This is a genomic window from Variovorax sp. H27-G14, assembly GCF_046156345.1.
In the GTDB taxonomy this organism is placed as follows: domain Bacteria; phylum Pseudomonadota; class Gammaproteobacteria; order Burkholderiales; family Burkholderiaceae_C; genus Variovorax.
In genome coordinates this window covers 1-13,384 of the sequence record NZ_JAYLVN010000026.1, presented here as the reverse complement: position 1 = coordinate 13,384, position 13,384 = coordinate 1, and the positions used below count along the sequence as shown (strand labels likewise).

At 64.2% G+C, this 13,384-nt stretch carries 13 protein-coding genes; 8 read left to right on the top strand and 5 right to left on the bottom strand.

The window, feature by feature from the left end; all coding sequences use genetic code 11:
* Window position 1: 1 nt before the first annotated feature.
* The gene (locus VLK31_RS32850) at window positions 2-1,063 is read left to right on the top strand and encodes a malate/lactate/ureidoglycolate dehydrogenase (protein ID WP_409172682.1); all 1,062 of its coding nucleotides are present in this window, start codon (window positions 2-4) and stop codon (window positions 1,061-1,063) included.
* Between the two features lie 134 nt (window positions 1,064-1,197).
* Here VLK31_RS32850 and slmA read toward each other — a convergent pair whose 3' ends face one another.
* The 3 genes from slmA to VLK31_RS32835 form a co-directional block, all read right to left on the bottom strand.
* Window positions 1,198-1,854 (bottom strand): nucleoid occlusion factor SlmA, encoded by a 657-nt coding sequence (slmA, locus tag VLK31_RS32845; protein WP_409172681.1) that lies wholly within the window; start codon window positions 1,852-1,854, stop codon window positions 1,198-1,200.
* A gap of 77 nt (window positions 1,855-1,931) precedes the next feature.
* Window positions 1,932-2,825: an acetylglutamate kinase gene (argB, locus tag VLK31_RS32840; protein WP_409172680.1), complete on the bottom strand. Its 894-nt coding sequence runs from the start codon at window positions 2,823-2,825 to the stop codon at window positions 1,932-1,934.
* A 58-nt stretch (window positions 2,826-2,883) separates the two neighbouring features.
* On the bottom strand, window positions 2,884-3,981 hold the full coding sequence (locus VLK31_RS32835; RefSeq protein WP_409172679.1) for an MraY family glycosyltransferase: 1,098 nt from the start codon (window positions 3,979-3,981) through the stop codon (window positions 2,884-2,886).
* Window positions 3,982-4,026: 45 nt separating this feature from the next.
* On the opposite strand from VLK31_RS32835, the gene VLK31_RS32830 reads away from it, so the two are divergent.
* Window positions 4,027-4,779: a glycosyltransferase family 2 protein gene (locus tag VLK31_RS32830; RefSeq protein ID WP_409172678.1), complete on the top strand. Its 753-nt coding sequence runs from the start codon at window positions 4,027-4,029 to the stop codon at window positions 4,777-4,779.
* 20 nt (window positions 4,780-4,799) lie between these two features.
* Here VLK31_RS32830 and VLK31_RS32825 read toward each other — a convergent pair whose 3' ends face one another.
* Both VLK31_RS32825 and VLK31_RS32820 read right to left on the bottom strand, forming a co-directional pair.
* Window positions 4,800-5,810 carry a glycosyltransferase family 2 protein gene (locus VLK31_RS32825; protein WP_409172677.1) on the bottom strand — a complete coding sequence of 337 codons (1,011 nt, stop codon included), beginning with the start codon at window positions 5,808-5,810 and terminating at the stop codon, window positions 4,800-4,802.
* Window positions 5,783-7,651, bottom strand: coding sequence for a glycosyltransferase family 2 protein (locus VLK31_RS32820; RefSeq protein WP_409172676.1), 1,869 nt, complete (start codon window positions 7,649-7,651; stop codon window positions 5,783-5,785). Before VLK31_RS32820 ends, VLK31_RS32825 begins: the two co-directional genes overlap by 28 nt.
* Window positions 7,652-7,985: 334 nt before the next feature.
* On the opposite strand from VLK31_RS32820, the gene VLK31_RS32815 reads away from it, so the two are divergent.
* The 6 genes from VLK31_RS32815 (at window position 7,986) to VLK31_RS32790 (ending at window position 13,260) form a co-directional block, all read left to right on the top strand.
* Window positions 7,986-8,789: an ABC transporter permease gene (locus VLK31_RS32815; RefSeq protein WP_409172675.1), complete on the top strand. Its 804-nt coding sequence runs from the start codon at window positions 7,986-7,988 to the stop codon at window positions 8,787-8,789.
* Window positions 8,790-8,795: 6 nt separating this feature from the next.
* Complete coding sequence (locus VLK31_RS32810) at window positions 8,796-9,497, top strand: ABC transporter ATP-binding protein (protein WP_409172674.1); 702 nt, start codon at window positions 8,796-8,798, stop codon at window positions 9,495-9,497.
* Between the two features lie 234 nt (window positions 9,498-9,731).
* The gene (locus VLK31_RS32805) at window positions 9,732-9,920 is read left to right on the top strand and encodes a hypothetical protein (RefSeq protein ID WP_409172673.1); all 189 of its coding nucleotides are present in this window, start codon (window positions 9,732-9,734) and stop codon (window positions 9,918-9,920) included.
* 142 nt (window positions 9,921-10,062) lie between these two features.
* The gene (locus VLK31_RS32800; protein ID WP_409172672.1) at window positions 10,063-10,587 is read left to right on the top strand and encodes a hypothetical protein; all 525 of its coding nucleotides are present in this window, start codon (window positions 10,063-10,065) and stop codon (window positions 10,585-10,587) included.
* Window positions 10,588-10,766: 179 nt separating this feature from the next.
* On the top strand, window positions 10,767-11,843 hold the full coding sequence (locus VLK31_RS32795; RefSeq protein ID WP_409172671.1) for a methyltransferase domain-containing protein: 1,077 nt from the start codon (window positions 10,767-10,769) through the stop codon (window positions 11,841-11,843).
* A 310-nt stretch (window positions 11,844-12,153) separates the two neighbouring features.
* Window positions 12,154-13,260, top strand: a complete 1,107-nt coding sequence (locus tag VLK31_RS32790; RefSeq protein WP_409172670.1) for a methyltransferase domain-containing protein — start codon at window positions 12,154-12,156, stop codon at window positions 13,258-13,260.
* The last annotated feature ends 124 nt before the right edge of the window (window positions 13,261-13,384 follow it).

Sequence of the window (13,384 nt, the reverse complement as noted above, 5' to 3'; positions counted from 1 at the left end):
CATGTCCAGAACACTGCCGGCCGACAGCCTGCAAACCGATGTTGCCCGCGTGCTCGAAGCCGCGGGCAGCACGCCCGCCGAAGCACAGCAGGTGGCCGCCAACCTGGTGCTGGCCAACCTCAGCGGCCACGATTCGCACGGCGTGGGCATGCTGCCGCGCTACATCGACGCGGTGGCCGAGGGCGGCCTGAAGCCCAACGCCGCCGTGCGCGTGAACATGGACATCGGCACGCTGATGGGCCTGGACGGCCAGCACGGCTACGGGCAGATCGTGGGCGTGCAGGCCATGGAGCTGGGCATTGCGCGCGCCAGGCAGCACGGCAGCTGCATCTTCACGCTCTCGCATGCGCACCACCTGGGGCGCATCGGGCACTTCGCGGAAATGGCGACGGCGCAGGGCCTGGTGGCGATGCACTTCGTCAACGTGCTGTCGCGCCCGGTGGTCGCGCCCTGGGGCGGCGGCGACGGGCGCTTTGGCACCAACCCGTGCTGCATCGGCATTCCGCTGGCGGGCGCCGAGCCCTTCGTGCTCGACTACGCCACCAGCCGCGTGGCGCAGGGAAAGATGCGCGTGGCGCACAACAAGGGCGATCAGGTGCCAGACGGCTACCTGATCGACGAGAACGGCGCGCCGACCAACGACCCCGGCGTGGTGGTGGTGCCGCAGGGCAACGGCCTGTTCGGCGCGCTCATGACCTTCGGCGAGCACAAGGGCTACGGCATGGCGGTGGCGTGCGAGCTGCTGGGCGGCGCGCTGACCGGCGGCGGCACCTGGCACCGGCCGGCGGACACGTCGCGCACGGTGCTGAACGGCATGCTGACGGTGCTGATCGACCCGGTGAAGCTGGGTACGCAGAAGGCCTTCGATGAAGAGGCGCGAGAGTTCATCGACTGGCTGCGGCAGAGCCCGCCCGGGCAGGGCTTCGATGCGGTGCAGATCGCGGGCGAGCCCGAGCGCAAGGCGCGTGCGGCGCGGCGGCAAGAGGGAATCTGGGTGGACGACGCGACGTGGGGAGAGATCGTCGCGGCGGGCGGCAAGGTGGGTGTGTCGATCACCGCCTGACCGCATGGCTCCTTCCCCTTCCGGGGGAAGGCTGGGATGGGGGCAAGCGCCCAACGAGCGCTGAGAGAAGGCCCAAGCCGCCGAGCCCCCACCCCGACCCTCCCCCAGCGGGGAGGGAGAAATTCAGAAACACCTCACACGATCAGCGCGATCGTCGCCTCCAGGTGTTCCGAAGGCGCACGGCGAAAGCCCGAGCGCGCAAAGCGCTGCAACTGCCCCACCACGAAAGCCGTAAGCGCCGCTGCGCGCACCTGCGCGTCGACCGTCGGCGTGGCCGAGCCGTCTGCAGCAGCGGCACCGCGCAGCACCTGTCGCAGGGTGGATTCGATCTTGTCGAAGAACTGGTTCATGCGCTGCTGCAGGCGCTCGTTCTCGTAGACCAGCGCATCGCCCACCATGACGCGGGTCATGCCGGGGTTGCGCTCGGCAAACTGCACCAGCAGCGTGAGGATTTTTGCGGCTTGCTGGGCACCGGTGGCGCCCTCGCGCTCGAGGATCTGGTTGACCAGCGTGAACACGCTCTGCTCGATGAAATCGATCAGGCCCTCGAACATCTGCGCCTTGCTGGCGAAGTGGCGGTACAGGGCCGCCTCGCTCACCTCGAGCCGGGCGGCCAGGGCCGCGGTGGTCACGCGCTCGGCGCCGGGCTGCTCGAGCATGGCGGCCAGCGCCTGCAGGATCTGCACGCGCCGCTCGCCCGGCTTCGGGCGCTTGCGCGCCGGGGGGGTGGGCGTGGGCGGGTCGGCGGGAGTCTCTAGGCCGGAAGCACTGGTCGTCTCTTCGTTCTGCATTGGAGCGCGTGCAAAGATGTAATCAATTGATTCTCGCACAGGGCAGTGAGCACGCGCCCTCCACCTGACCCAGAAGGTCAGCGGGCCCGGATCATCGTTCCGTAGGCCTGGTCGGTCAGGATCTCCAGCAGCATCGCGTGCGGCACCCGGCCGTCGATGATGTGCACCGCGTTCACGCCGCTCTTGGCCGCGTCCAGCGCGCCTTCGATCTTGGGCAGCATGCCGCCCGAGATGGTGCCGTCGGCGAACAGCTCGTCGATTTCGCGCGCGCTCAGATTGGTGAGCAGCTTGCCGTTCTTGTCGAGCACGCCGGGCGTGTTGGTCAGCAGCATGAGCTTCTCGGCCTTGAGCACGATGGCCAGCTTGCCGGCCACCACGTCGGCGTTGATGTTGTAGCTCTCGTTCTCCTCGCCGAAGCCGATGGGGCTCACCACCGGAATGAAGGCGTCGTCCTGCAGCGCCTTCACCACGCTGGGGTCGATGGAAACGATGTCGCCGACCTGGCCCACGTCGTGGTGCACGTTGGGGTCGTTGCGGTCGGCGAGCTTGAGCTTTTGCGCGCGAATGAGGCCGCCGTCGCGCCCCGTGAGGCCCACGGCCTTGCCGCCGGCCTGGTTGATGAGGCCCACGATGTCCTGCTGCACCTCACCGGCCAGCACCCATTCGACGACCTCCATGGTCTCGGCGTCGGTCACGCGCATGCCCTGGATGAAGCTGCCCTTCTTGCCCAGCTTGTTCAGCGCGGCCTCGATCTGCGGGCCACCGCCGTGCACCACCACCGGGTTCATGCCCACCAGCTTGAGCAGCACCACGTCTTCGGCAAAGTCGGCCTGCAGGGCGGGGTCGGTCATGGCGTTGCCGCCGTACTTGATGACGATGGTCTTGCCGTGGAACTTGCGGATGTACGGCAGCGCCTGGGCCAATATCTCGGCCTTGTCGCGCGGGGGAATGTTGAGGACGGGGTCGATCATGGGCGGTCAGGCTCCAAAGCGTTGGACGGAAAGACGAAATTCTTGCAAGGCTGCGGCGTTACGGACGCAGCCAGCGCGGCACCTTGAAGCGCACGATCATCAGATAGGCGCCCACATAGGTCGTGACGAACAGAAGACAGAAGAACATCAGCACCAGCGTGTTGTTCCAGAACATCACGGCCGGCACCACCGACAGCGCCGCAAACATCCACAGGTAGGGCGAGGTGCGGTTGTTGCGCGCCAGCAGCTGGCGGGCCTCGTCGTCGGCCAGCGCCACGCGCACGATACGCCGGAAGATCAGCTGATGGAAATGCAGCGCGTCGGCCGTGCCGGGCGATTGCCCGCGCGCCAGCTTGCGGTAGATGGAAAACAGCGTCTCCCACACCGGGTAGATGAGCAGCAGCATGGGGAACCAGGGCGAGACCACGCGGTGGCGCTGCACCAGCGTGACCACGGCCACGGCAATCACCATGCCCCACACATAGGCGCCGCCGTCGCCGGCAAAGATCTTTCCGCGCGGGTAGTTCCACACCAGAAAGCCCATGGTGGCGCCCACCAGGCAGACCACCATCGCCGCCAGTTGCCGGTCGCCCACCTGCAGCGCCACGTGCGAGATGGCCAGGCAGACCAGCACCGCCACGGTGCCCGCCAGGCCGTTGTAGCCGTCGATGATGTTGAACGCGTGCGGCAGGCCGCCAATGGCCAGCGCCGCGAACAGCACGGTGGCGAAGGGAATCATCACCAGCCAGCCGTCGATGAACTCGAAGCCGGTGCGCGACACGCCCAGCCCCAGCAGCCAGCACAGCAGCAACGCCGAACCCATGGTGAGCCCGAGCCGGTAGCGCACCTGCACCTTCTGGGTGACGTCCTCCACGATGCCGCCCAGCACGGCCGGCAGGATGCACAGCAGCGTGAGCATCGAGGTCTTGACGGGCCACGACACATAGAACGGGTCGGTGCCTGTGACGCCGGCGGCCAGCCAGGCCGCCCCCATGCCCATCAGGATGCCCGCACCGCCCAGGCGCGGCACATGGCCCTTGTGAAAGCGTTGGGGCATGTCGGCGCCATAGGCACGGGCATGCCTGCGCGCACGGCGCATGAACAGCTGCACCGAGAAGGCGGCGACGAAGAAACTGATGACGATCAGAGCAATCATGTGTGGGGGTTGGGGAACCCTAGAATTCCCGAGCGAAATTAGACCATGCCCACGCCCCCCTTCTCCCCCCCCGCCCCCTCGATCACCATTTCCATCGTCAGCCACGGCCAGCTGGCCTTGGTGCTGCCGCTGCTCGCGCAGCTCGACCTGCATTGCCGCGCCGTCACCGCCAAGGTGGTGCTCACCCTGAACATCCCCGAACCCGACTTGCTTGCGGGCCGGAGTTGGGGTTTCGAGGTCGAACGGATAGCGAACGCCAGCCCCAAGGGCTTTGGTGCCAACCACAACCAAGCCTTCTCGCGTTGCGCCAGCCCGTGGTTTCTGGTGCTCAACCCCGACATCCGCCTGGACAGCGACGTGCTCACGCCCCTGCTCGCGCAGGCCGCGGCCGACGCCGGGCTGCTGACGCCGCGCATCCTGGAGCCCGGCAAGGCCGAGCCGGAGCCGCACCGGGCGCTGCTCACGCCGCTGGAGATCGTGAGCCGCAACAAGCCGGGCTATGTGCGCCCACGCGTGCCGGCGTGGATTCCGGGGCTGTTCATGCTGTTTCGCAGCGACGCCTACCGGCAGGTGAGCGGCTTCGACGAGCGCTTCTTCATGTACGGCGAAGACTTCGACATTTGCGCGCGCACCCGGCTCGCCGGCTGGAAGCTGCAGGTCGCCGAAGACCTGGTCGCCCGGCACGACGCGCAACGCGAGAGCCACCGGAGCAAGAAGTACCTGTACTGGCACGTGACCAGCCTGCTGAAGGTGTGGGGGTCGGGGGCGTTCTGGCGGTACTGGCGGCTGGGCAGTTAGCTCTGTCCCCGAGGACGCAATCAGCCGCGTTCGAGCAAGTCCTGCGCGATCGCATGCCCGCCGCGGCCGAAGCGTGCATAGCGGCCGCGGGCCGCCTCTGCCAGCACCGGCAGCAGCCGCAACCCCCGCGCCGCGGGCAGCTCGGCCCTGAACCGCTGGTGCGCGACCTTGGCGCGCTGTGCGTCCATGTAGCGCGCCGGCACGCGGTCGCCAAGCTGCATCAGCCGCTGCAGCAGCGCCTCGGCACGGCGCAGGCGCTGCACATGCTTGTCGCCGCGCTCGACCATCGCCTTGGCCACCTTCTCGGACAGCGTGAGCCGGCGTGCGCCGATCTGGTTACTGGCGTGCTGGCGGTAATCGATGGTCGGCTCGGGCAGCACGTCGACGCGGCCGATGGCGGCGGCCACCGCGCCCAGCCACTCGTCGTGCACCCATTCCGGCGGGAACGGCAGCGCCGCGTCGAGCAGTGTCTTGCGGAACATCGTGGTGGCGCCCGTCACAAGGTTGCGCCGCAGCAGCACGCCGAAGGCCTCGCCACCCGCGATGGCGGCAAGCTCGGCTGGCTGCACCTCCAGCGCGTGGAACAGCGTGGTGCCCAAGGGCTTCAGGTCGGCGTCGACCAGGCGGGCGTCGGAGTGCAGCAGCAGCAGGTCGGGCCGCGCCTCGAACTGCGCCGCCATGCGCGCGAGCCGGCCGGGGTGCCACACATCGTCCTGATCGCACAGCACGATCAGGACGTGGCTGCAGGCGCTCACCGCCTGCTCGAAGTTGCGCGTGACGCCCAGTGCGGGCGTGTTGCTGAACACCCGCAAAACGATCTGGTCCGCCACGCCGCACTGCGCCAGGGTGTCGCGCACCACGGCCACGGTGTCGTCGGTGGAGTTGTCGTCGGACAGTACGATTTCCCGGGGCAGAGGGGTCTGCGCGCAGATGCTGCGGACCTGCTCGGGGAGGTAGCGCGCGCCATTACGAGTGCACAGCGCGACGGAAACTTCCAGCGCCATCAGACCGGCGCGAGGCGCGGCGGCCAAGCGTAGCTGAAGTCTTCGCGGGCGAGCATGAGGTTGGGGCTGTAGGCGGGGTCGTTCTCCAGCAAAGCGCCCCACCGGCGCTTCATGTAAGCCACGTCCTGAAGAAAGAGCGCGCTGGGCGGCTGCGTGCCAGTCATCGCGCGGGCCTCGGGTCTGTGGTCGAGCAATTCGGCACAGGGTGTCCAGAGCGTGCGCAGACCGGCTTCTCCCAGGCGCAGGCAGAAGTCCACATCGGCAAAGGCCTCCTTGAGATGGCCTTCGTCGAAGCCGCCCACTTGCAGATAGCGGTCCTTGCGAATCACCATGCAGGCCGAGCTCACGGCCGACAGCGACTGAATCAAGGCCGCGCGGCCTCCGTACCCCTCACGCCCGGCGGGCATGCCGCGGTGCGAAACGCCGGCCACGCCGTGCGCCCCAAGGCCCAGGATGATGCCGGCATGCGTCAGGATGCGGCGCCGGTCCCGCAGACGCGCGCCCACCGCGCCAACACCGGGTTGCAGCGCCAGGCTCACCATGTCGGACAACCATTCGGGCGTGACGACCTCCAGCGTGTCGTCGAGCAGTGCAATCACTTCGCCCGCTGCCGCACCGACCGCCGCGTTGCGCAGCGTTGAGGTCTCTTGCCGCTGCGCATGCCGCAGCACGCGCACGTTCGGCATTGCAGCAAAGGCCTCCAGGCAGGCGCGCGAAGCCGCATCGTCGGAGGCGTTGTCGGCCACGATGATTTCATAGCGCGGGTAGGTTGTTTTTTCGACGATCGCGTCCACGCAACGGCGCAAGGACGCCGCGGCGTTGCGCGTCGGAATGACCAGCGACACCAGGGGCGGCGCATCGGGCAACGCATAGCGCACCCGATAGCCGAACCCGATGTGCTCGGCCCGCGCGCGGGTCTGCGTGCGCTCGAAATGCTCGTTGAGCGACCGTTCACCGGCCAGCACGGCATAGGGCTTGGCGTCCATCGACTTGGCCGTGCTTTCCGCGTGCACGCGCCAGTGGTAGAGCACCCTTGGAATATGGCGCACCTGCCCCGGCGCAAGGCGCTCCATGCAGCGAATCACCAGGTCCCAGTCCTGCGAGCCTTCCAGGCCCAGCCGGAAACCACCGACCTCGCGCACCAGCTCGGCCGACAGCACCCCCAGGTGGCTGAACATGTTCTGCGAGCGGAACAGGTCGGTGTTCCAGTCGCACTTGAAGTACGGGCCCGACCGGTTCAGGGCCTCGTCTATCTTGTCCTCGTCGGAATAGATCAACCGCGCATCGGGATGGCGGGCAATGCAGTCGGCCACCCAGAACAGCGCGTGCGCGGGCAGCAGGTCGTCATGGTCCATCAGCGCGATCCACGTGCCGGTGGCCAGCTCGAGTGCGCTGTTCGACGCGGCGGAGATGTGGCCGTTCTTCGGCCGGAATACCACCTTGATGCGCGGGTCGGTGTCGGCATACGACTTCAGAATGGCCCGCACTTCGTCCGACGGCGAGGCATCGTCCGCAATGCACAGCTCCCAGTTCGGGTAGATCTGCTCGCGCACCGACTCGATGGCCTCGCGCAGCCACACCGGATTGGGGTTGTACGAGGGCATGACCACGGAAATCAGGGGCATGTCGGTCATCGACGCCACGCGCTGCACGATCCTGTCCCTGACGGCGGGTGTGAGCGTGTCGTGGTCGCGAACCCAGCGCGCGTAGTCGTTGAAGCCCGTGACGCGCCGGCCAAGCTCCCACTGAATGCCGCGCCAGCCCGCCTTGCGGAACATGCGCCATGCACGCTGCAGCCGCCCACCGACGCCGGGGGTTTTCCAGAGCACGGTCAGAAAGAAGTCGAAGAGCCGAGATACAGATTTCATAGACGGCCTGCCGGCGGGCGGCAAGGAGGGAACTTTTTCGTGGAATACGCGCCGTACAGGCGGCTCGAAGGGGAGCTGAGGAGATGCAAGGGGCCCGGTGTGCGCCAGCCGGCGATTATCTTCGCTTCCCCTTTTCGCCCGGCCAGGTGCATGCCGCGGGCGCTCGACACGGCCTGTTCACCCCCGCCCCGTAAAATCGCGCGGTTCACACAAAGGATAAAAACGAGGCCGCGCCTTCAGCGCCGCGGACAAGCCCTTCGAGCTTGCCCATCAGCGGCCTGGCATGTCGGGGCGAAAAAACCGCCGTTTGCCGCGCAGCCTCGTATCGACGCACATGAGCCAAGTTCACTCCAACCTCCAACGCAGCGCATGGGTCGACTGGTGGGAAGGTACCCGCCGCACAGACATCTGGTGGACCCTTGCCTGGTCCGACATCGTGCTGCGCTACCGGCGCTCCATGCTGGGCCCGTTGTGGCTCACGCTGAGCATGGGCGCCATGATCGGCGGCATGGGCCCGCTGTACAGCTCGCTGTTCGGCACCGAGCTGTCCAAGTTCTTTCCGCACCTGGCGCTCGGCATCATCTTCTGGGGCTTCTTCTCGAGCATGGTCACCGACTCGTGCAACGCCTTCGTCGGTTCGGCCAACTACCTCAAGCAAGGCTACTTTCCGATCAGCCTGTTCGTCTGGCGAAGCATGGCGCGCAACATCATCCAGTTCGCGCACCAGATCGTGCTGTACATCCCCGTGGCGCTGTGGGCGGGCATCTCGCTGTCGTGGTCGGTGCTGCTCGTCATTCCGGCGTTCCTGCTCGTGCTGATCAACGCACAGGCTTTGGGCCTGGCCCTTGGCCTGGTCTGCACCCGGTTTCGCGACGTGACCCAGATCGTCACCAGCGTCATGCAGATGCTGATGTTCCTCACGCCCGTGTTCTGGCTGCCGTCGAGCCTTCCGGGGCGCGCCAAATACATTCTGTGGAACCCGTTCGCGCAGATGCTCGACCTGTTGCGCACGCCGCTCATGGGCGGGGTTCCGGATGCGCACAACTGGTGGGGCATTCTTGGATGGACCGCAGTGAGCGTCGTTGTTTCCTGCGCGCTGTTCGCAAAGTACCGCCGCCGCGTCGTTTACTGGCTCTGAAGAACCATGGCTTTCATTTCTCTCAAGAACGTTTCCGTCAACTTCCCCATCTATGGGGCGGGCGCCAGCTCGCTGAAGAAGACGATTGCATCGTCGGTCACCGGTGGCCGCTTCGGCCAGGAAACCGGCGTCCACGTGGTCCAGGCCCTCAGCAACATCAACATCGAACTCAAGAGCGGCGACCGGCTTGGGCTGATCGGCCACAACGGCGCGGGCAAGTCGACGCTGCTTCGCACGCTGGCAGGCGTGTACGAACCGTCGGCCGGTGAGTTCATGCGCCAGGGCACGGTGTCCAGCCTGATCGATCCCTCGCTGGGCATCGAGCACGACGCCACCGGCATCGAGAACATCATGCTGCGCGGGTTGATCATGGGCATGAACAAGAAGCAGGTGGAGGCATTGACCCCCGATATCTGCGAGTTCAGCGGCTTGGGCGAATACGTGCACATGCCCGTGCGCACCTACTCCACCGGCATGCTGATGCGCCTGGCGTTTTCCATCTCCACCAGCGTGGAAGCAGACATTCTGCTGATGGACGAATGGCTGTCCGTGGGCGACGCGGCCTTCACCGAAAAGGCCGAGCAGCGAATGAAGGACGTGGTGGCCAAGTCCGGCATTCTGGTGCTGGCCTCCCATTCACCCGAGCTGATCGCCAAGGAATGCAACCGGGTGATCCACATGGAGCACGGGCGGATCGTCGAGCGCTGAGAGGCTCCAAACAAGTGCAGCCAAGGCGTCTTCTTTGCGAGGAAGCGCCAAATTGCTGTCCAACTCGCACCGCAGACAAACGCAGCACGCGTGAATTCCCGCCGTTCGTGGGCACCCTACCCACTCTCTGGATCGTTGCTCGCCCGCCTGACATTCGCGACGGGAGCCTTTTTCGCGTTGAAGGTCGCCCTCTAGAATCCGCCGAACGGCGACCCTCGGTCGAGAGGACCAGACATGACGACAACGAGCGAACCGGCTTTCTTGGCGGACCTGGACAACAAGATCTTCACCATCCGCACCGCGCTCTACGACAACGACAAGAAGGCGCGAGCCTCCAGCCGCATCTGCTGGACCCGGAATGTGTATCCGCGGACGAGCGCGGCGTGTTGTTTCACCATGTCGACAACTCGACCGCGAGGATGAAGCAGCCCTTGACCGAGCAAATAGGTGGGGCACCGTTGGAGAAACTCACCACCTACGACGCCGACGCTTGCACTTTGTTCGCGTCTGTCCTTCTTGGATTGGCCGAGCTTGCGATGATCGATGCCGAGCACACGAATACCGCGTGCTTTCTGACTTCATTCAGGTGCTTTCCTATCTCAAGCCTGATTCGGTGATCGCGTTCCACGATGCGAACCTCATCATCGACGCGATCCAGAACGCCGAGCGCATGCTGCGCTATCTAAAGATCGAATTCGAGACGGTTTTTCTTCCCGATTGTGTTGCTGCCATCGGAATCAGAGGCATGGCCGCTCCTGTTCGCGAAATGCTGCTGGCTCACGCGCATGAACGGGCGACATACGTTCAGCGGTCGAAGAAGCAACTACAACAGATGGTGGCGATGTCACTTTTCGAAGCCGGGAACTACCAAGCTTGCGAGACGCTGCGACGGTCACTCAAGCAATCGAAGATGCCAGAGCCTCCAGTCAAGCAGGTTCAGGACAGACGATTCAGGCGTTGCGGGATCAGGTCGCTGCTGCGACTGCGCGGTGCACAGAGTTCGAGCATGCTGCCGGTGGCGCCGCCGCGCGAGTTGAGGCATTGGAGCACTCGAGATCCTGGAAAGTCACGACGCCACTGCGTGCTGTGAGCCGCATGTTTCAGTGTCGCCCGTGGCGTCCACGATGGGAACGCCACACCAGCCAACGAAATGCCGCTCCTTCTCGGCGCAGCTGAAAAAGACCAGGATGCTCACGATCGTTGATTGCATTGCCCAGTGAGGGGAAGTGGCGCTGACGAAGGCAAGCTTTAATCCCGTACGATCGTTCAATGAGCACAACCCCCCGCGACCGCATAGGACTCGTACTTTCTGGCGACGTACTGGAAATCGGACCTGGAAGTCGGCCGTTTACCGTCGCCCCAGGCGCCAACGTGCAATACGCAGATCGTGCAGTGGAGGGAGGGCGTGATCAAAACTGGCCTGAGTTGATCGGACAGCCCGCAGGCGTCCAAGCGCACTACGACTTGAACCTCGACACGGATGGCCTTGCCCCATTCAGATCAGGTTCTCTGGATGGTGTCGTCGCTTCTCATGTCCTTGAGCACGTGGCCAATCCTCTGGAAGTGATTGCAGAGTTTGGGCGAGCGCTGCGATTCGGCGGCAAGCTACTACTTGTAGTGCCGGATCGTCATCAAACGTTCGACGCCCCACGCAGGGCTACGCCCTTTTCGACGGTGCTGACCAAGCATCGAGAAAAGACGACCGAGGTAGATGAGGCAAGCATCAGGGACTTTTGCCAAGCCATCTATGGCCAGCCTCCGATACATCCTACGGAAGTAAGGGAATGGCATAACCCGGCCATGCTGGATGCGGACCGGCTCGCACTCCATCGAAGACGGAGCATTCACGTCCATGTGTGGAGTCCAGAGGAATTCGCCTCGCTGATAGTCTGTTCGCTGCTTGAGGGGATCACAGCTTGGCGGTTGGAGTCGATGTATTTTTCAGACCATTTTCCCGCTCGAACTGCGGACGAGTTCGCGCTTGTTTTAGAGAAGGTGCCGTTCGCCAACCCAAACGAACTGGGACGCCAGTTTGTTGATGCATGGTGTAACTCCGTGCTTGATGACACCGCTATTGATCCAGTTCGCTTGGCTCGGTTCGAAGAGGCGCTCCGTCGCGATTGTGCCGACGCCGCAATTAACTCGTTGCCACTGCAGCTGTTTGCCGCCAAACATGCAGCCCTTGGAATGGCATCGACTCAAGATCGCATTACTTCGCTCGAAGTTGAGCTCAAGACGACGCAGATACGCGCAGCCGAAGCAATCGCGCAGGGCAAGGCGCTGGAGCTTTCAACCTCATGGAAAGTGACGGCGCCGTTACGTGCTTTGCGCCGCCTGTTTCGATAGCTGCCGCTTCATCGAGATCTCGGCACTGATCGCACTGCCCTGCATTTCCGCGATCAACGGCTGTGCTTTCTCGCCTATCGCAGCAAACTTCACCGCACTGAACAGGACTGCACCATTTCCTGCGACATACAACGCAACGCGGCAGCGACACCCAGTTCGAACACAGTACCCACATCCAGGCAGGCGCAGCGCAAGTGTGGAAGATTCGCCATGAAGCCACTTCCTGCACGCGCTCCATTGATGCGTCCAAAGGTCGTCAGCAGTTCAAGTGCGCAAAAGAGCATGCTGCAACGCAGTGCGATACTTGCGCATGACGCGCATCCAAAAGCTGTTGCGTGGGTTCGATCTGGCGACGGCCAGCCTTATCGAGATTGGCGCACTCGATAGGCCGATTGTTCCGCCGGACACGCCAAAAGTGTTCTACGTCGATCATGCGAGCACACCTGACTTGCGGAAAAAGTATGCGACCGATCCACACGTGAACATTGATCGGTTGGTCGATGTTCATGGCGTATGGGGAGAGCGCACGCTCGCGGAAATCGCGGCCCCCGTAGCGCCGGTTGACGGCATAGTGGCGTCGCATGTCATCGAGCATGTCCCGGATCTGATCGGCTGGTTTTTCGAGCTGGCCTCTGTCTTGAAGCCTGGCGGCGAAGTGCGGCTTTGCATTCCTGATAAGCGCTACACGTTTGACTTGCCGCGGGCGGAGACCCAAATTGCCGATGTACTGAGTGCTCACCTTACGGGGGCGAGGGTGCCGCAGGCGCGCGCTATCCTCGATCATTTTCTCAACGTAGCGCACGTCGACTGTGTCGACGCTTGGGAAGAGCGAATCACTGGCGAGACTGCACCGCGACAGGTCGACTCCAAAGCAGCGATCGAAGCAGCGATCGAAGCAGCGATCGAAGCAGCGATCGAAGCAGCAGAGGATATGCTGGCCAATGGCACCTATCGCGACAGTCACTGCTGGGTATTTACGCCTCACTCGTTTGCCGTGTTGATGGGGCGACTTGCTGAGACTGGGCATCAGCCCTTTCGGTGCGAGAGTTTTTCTCCAACTGAGCGCCACACCTTCGAGTTCTTCGTGACCTTGGAAGCCTGTGACGACAAGCAGCGCATCGTGGAAAGTTGGAAGACGTTGCACGCCCAGGTACTCGCCAAAAGTGGAGAACTTCGATCCGTCGTCCGCGAGGAACTGGCCGAAGCCTTGCGACAGGTCGATGCACTGCATGCAGAAGCAGAACTTCTGCGCGAGCACACCGCAGATCATCGAGTTCAAGCTGCTGCGAGTCTCAAGGTCACAGCTTCACTGCAACAGCAGGTTGAAAACCTGACCGCCGTCATCGAGGACTTGCGAGGGTCCACGTCGTGGAAAGTCACGGCACCACTGCGTGCTGTGCGACGCCTGCTTAAGTAGTCCGCCCTGAACAATTCGGTTTTCAGCTGAGTGCAACGTGACGCAGCGTGGCGACCGGCGCCAGCGCAGCCAGCAATGCATACAGGTCCAAGCCGAGTCGGGCGCAAAGAAGCCGCAGCTTCGC

Coding starts and splice junctions, on each gene's coding strand:
- VLK31_RS32850 (WP_409172682.1), top strand. CDS start 2: ATGTCCAGAACACTGCCGGCCGACAGCCTGCAAACCGATGTTGCCCGC.
- slmA (WP_409172681.1), bottom strand. CDS start 1,854: ATGCAGAACGAAGAGACGACCAGTGCTTCCGGCCTAGAGACTCCCGCC.
- argB (WP_409172680.1), bottom strand. CDS start 2,825: ATGATCGACCCCGTCCTCAACATTCCCCCGCGCGACAAGGCCGAGATA.
- VLK31_RS32835 (WP_409172679.1), bottom strand. CDS start 3,981: ATGATTGCTCTGATCGTCATCAGTTTCTTCGTCGCCGCCTTCTCGGTG.
- VLK31_RS32830 (WP_409172678.1), top strand. CDS start 4,027: ATGCCCACGCCCCCCTTCTCCCCCCCCGCCCCCTCGATCACCATTTCC.
- VLK31_RS32820 (WP_409172676.1), bottom strand. CDS start 7,651: ATGAAATCTGTATCTCGGCTCTTCGACTTCTTTCTGACCGTGCTCTGG.
- VLK31_RS32815 (WP_409172675.1), top strand. CDS start 7,986: ATGAGCCAAGTTCACTCCAACCTCCAACGCAGCGCATGGGTCGACTGG.
- VLK31_RS32810 (WP_409172674.1), top strand. CDS start 8,796: ATGGCTTTCATTTCTCTCAAGAACGTTTCCGTCAACTTCCCCATCTAT.
- VLK31_RS32805 (WP_409172673.1), top strand. CDS start 9,732: ATGACGACAACGAGCGAACCGGCTTTCTTGGCGGACCTGGACAACAAG.
- VLK31_RS32795 (WP_409172671.1), top strand. CDS start 10,767: ATGAGCACAACCCCCCGCGACCGCATAGGACTCGTACTTTCTGGCGAC.
- VLK31_RS32790 (WP_409172670.1), top strand. CDS start 12,154: ATGACGCGCATCCAAAAGCTGTTGCGTGGGTTCGATCTGGCGACGGCC.